At 54.7% G+C, this 2,844-nt stretch carries 3 protein-coding genes; 1 reads left to right on the top strand and 2 read right to left on the bottom strand.

What is annotated here, in order from left to right:
- Nucleotides 1-91 precede the first annotated feature (91 nt).
- Complete coding sequence (locus AC1DVH_RS29010; protein ID WP_477756676.1) at nt 92-1,378, bottom strand: dicarboxylate/amino acid:cation symporter; 1,287 nt, start codon at nt 1,376-1,378, stop codon at nt 92-94.
- 229 nt (nt 1,379-1,607) lie between these two features.
- On the opposite strand from AC1DVH_RS29010, the gene AC1DVH_RS29005 reads away from it, so the two are divergent.
- The gene (locus tag AC1DVH_RS29005) at nt 1,608-2,537 is read left to right on the top strand and encodes a LysR substrate-binding domain-containing protein (protein WP_477756675.1); all 930 of its coding nucleotides are present in this window, start codon (nt 1,608-1,610) and stop codon (nt 2,535-2,537) included.
- Nucleotides 2,538-2,598: 61 nt separating this feature from the next.
- On the opposite strand, the gene AC1DVH_RS29000 is transcribed toward AC1DVH_RS29005, so the two are convergent.
- On the bottom strand, nt 2,599-2,766 hold the full coding sequence (locus tag AC1DVH_RS29000) for a hypothetical protein (protein WP_477756674.1): 168 nt from the start codon (nt 2,764-2,766) through the stop codon (nt 2,599-2,601).
- Between the last annotated feature and the right edge of the window lie 78 nt (nt 2,767-2,844).

The following is a 2,844-nucleotide window of genomic DNA, read 5'->3' as shown; positions in this document are numbered from 1 at the left end:
GGCCAGTGAGCCAAGCCCGCCGACGATACCTAGTTTGCGAGCAAACGATGACCCGCTGGACGGCTTCGATTTACCTTTCATGTTTAGGTTCTCACGCGGTGGCTACAGTATGAATTGGGAGCGGAGACTCAGTGCCGGGCGCGTCTTCAGCCTCTTCATGTGGTTCTGATTTGGCAACCACAGCCGTCGCGATGCTATTGCCAACCACGTTGGTGGCAGTCCTGGCCATATCAAGGAATTGGTCAATGCCAAGGATCAACAAGATGCCGGCTTCGGGGAGGTTGAACATGGGTAATGTCGCCGCCACCACAACCACCGATGCTCGAGCTACACCCGCCATGCCCTTGCTGGTGATCATCAGCGTCAGCAATATGAGCAGTTGCTGTGTGAAGCTCAGGTCGACGTTGTAGGCCTGAGCAATGAACATGATGGCGAACGCTTGATACATCATTGAACCATCAAGGTTGAATGAGTACCCCAACGGTAGAACGAAGCTGGATACGCGTTTCGGCGCACCAAATTTCTCCAGTGCCTCCATGGTTTTCGGATATGCGGACTCGCTACTGGCAGTGGAAAATGCCAACAGAACAGGTTCGCGGATGAGCTTGCCCAAGGTAAACACTGAGCGGCCCAGGAACATATAGCCGGCAGCGAACAACACGCACCACAGAATCACAATGCCCAGGTAGAACTCGGCAATCAGTTTTCCGTAATCGACTATCAAGCCAAGACCTTGAGTGGTGATCGCCGAGGCGATGGCTGCGAAAACGCCGATTGGCGCGAAGGCCATGACGAAGTCCGTGACCTTGAACATCACCTTGGCCAGCTCTTCGATGCCATCGACAATCGTTGTGTAACCCGCTCGCTTCACACCAGCGAGGGCAAACCCGAAGAACAACGAGAACACCACGATTTGCAGGATTTCGTTGTTGGCCATTGCTTCAGCAATGCTGCGGGGAAACACGTGACTGATGAAAACCTTGAGGCTGAAATCCCCGGTGTTCACCACGGGGCTCGCCGCATGCTGGACGACCTCCATGTTCAGTCCCGCACCGGGTTGGAACAGGTTGACCAGGCCCATGCCGATTGCCAGCGAGATCACCGAAGCGGTGACGAACCAGGCCATGGCTCTTAGGCCAATCCGGCCAACGGAGCGGGAGTTACCCATACTCGCGATGCCGCCGACCAAGGTGGCGAACACGAGAGGCGCGATGATCATCTTGATCATGCGTAAAAATATGTCGGTGACCATCGAGAAGTAAGACGCGATCTCTTTGGCGCTTTGTTCGCTCCCTGCGAAATGGTGGCACGCCCAACCGACAAGCACGCCCAAGGCGATGCCAATTGCGATCCGACGCGGAAGTTTATTTTTCTTCACGGAGCTTTCCTCAAGTGGTTTTTTTGCTTTTTTTACTTGGCAGGAGACAAGTGTCATTCGGTCGAAGCTCTGTGGCCTCGCTCCAACGTTTTCGATTCTAGGGTTGGATTTGGAAGGGCGTGATGAGTAATCCCGATAGCCTCATGCGCTTTTGGAATAGTTTTCGAAACTGCTGCTTCGCCCTGACTGGTGCGCAGTACACTGCTCATTCGGGGCATGAGGTGTCGGTATGCAAATCAAATGGCTGGATGATCTTCTGGCGGTCGCGGAGTGGAAGAATTTTTCTCGGGCTGCGCAGGTTCGCTGTGTGACCCAGTCGGCTTTGTCGAGGCGTATAAAGTCACTAGARGAATGGGTAGGTGCAGAGTTGGTGGATCGTGGCACCTATCCTGTCCAACTGACCTCTGCTGGCCGCACATTTTGTGAAGAAAGCCGCGAGGCATTGGCGGGGCTAATGAGGCTGCGCTCAAGCCTTCGCGAGGTAGAGCGGATGCCAGGGCGATCCATCCAGGTCACTGCCGGCCACAGTCTGTCGATGACATTCCTGCCGAAATGGCTGAAGCAATTTCAGCAGCACAATGAGCAATTCAATGCGCGGGTCGTTGCCGCCAACATCCACGACGCGGTCATATCTCTGGAGGAGGGGAGTTGTGATCTGATGATCGTCTACCACCATCCCCTGGCACCCATACTTCTCGATTCGGAAAAGTTCGGGAGTTTGACCTTGGGTCATGACGCGTTTATTCCTGTGTGCGCACCTGACAGCGATGGGAATCCGCTGTATCCCTTACCGGGCACCTCCAGCAAAACAGTTCCTCACCTCGCTTATACAGCTACGACTTTTCTAGGTCGTGTTGCCGACATCGTCATAAAGAATGGCCCGACTGCATGCATGCTGGAGCGCTGCTACGAGGCGGATATGACAATGCTGCTGATGCGAATGGCAGTCGAGGGTTATGGGGTGGCATGGTTGCCACAAAGCGCTGTCTTTGACGAGCTTCAACGAGGTCAGTTGGTGAAAGCGGGTGGTGATGAATGGAGCACGCGACTGGAGATACGCTCCTACTGCTCTATCACCAATGAGAACCCTACGATGCGCAGCTTATGGAAAACCCTCGAAGGCGCTTCCCGCGATCTCCAGGGCAAAACAGCCAGTTGATCGAAGCTCGAAGGCTCGAAAAACATCCCTCAAGTATGGGTAATGACATCTGTGCATCGGGTCATTCTGAAACGTCATCACCCCCTATTTTTTGGTACTTCACGGAATCCCGGGGAACACCGACACCTGTAGAAGCTGCGGTGCGGCGATCCGACTTGCCGGCGATGGCGACCTTACGGCCGACCATTTTCTTCCTGGTGTACATATTCATTGCTGCGGTAACGGCCACTTAGGGTTCCGCCCTTACGGMGGGTCACTTGGAAAAGCGGAACGCCGCCCGGCCCCAAGTAACCAAGGGCTCTTGCCC

This window comes from Pseudomonas sp. P4_C3 (assembly GCF_056402075.1).
The sequence above is the reverse complement of the archived record's forward strand: the minus strand, read 5'-3'. Positions and strand labels throughout refer to the sequence as shown.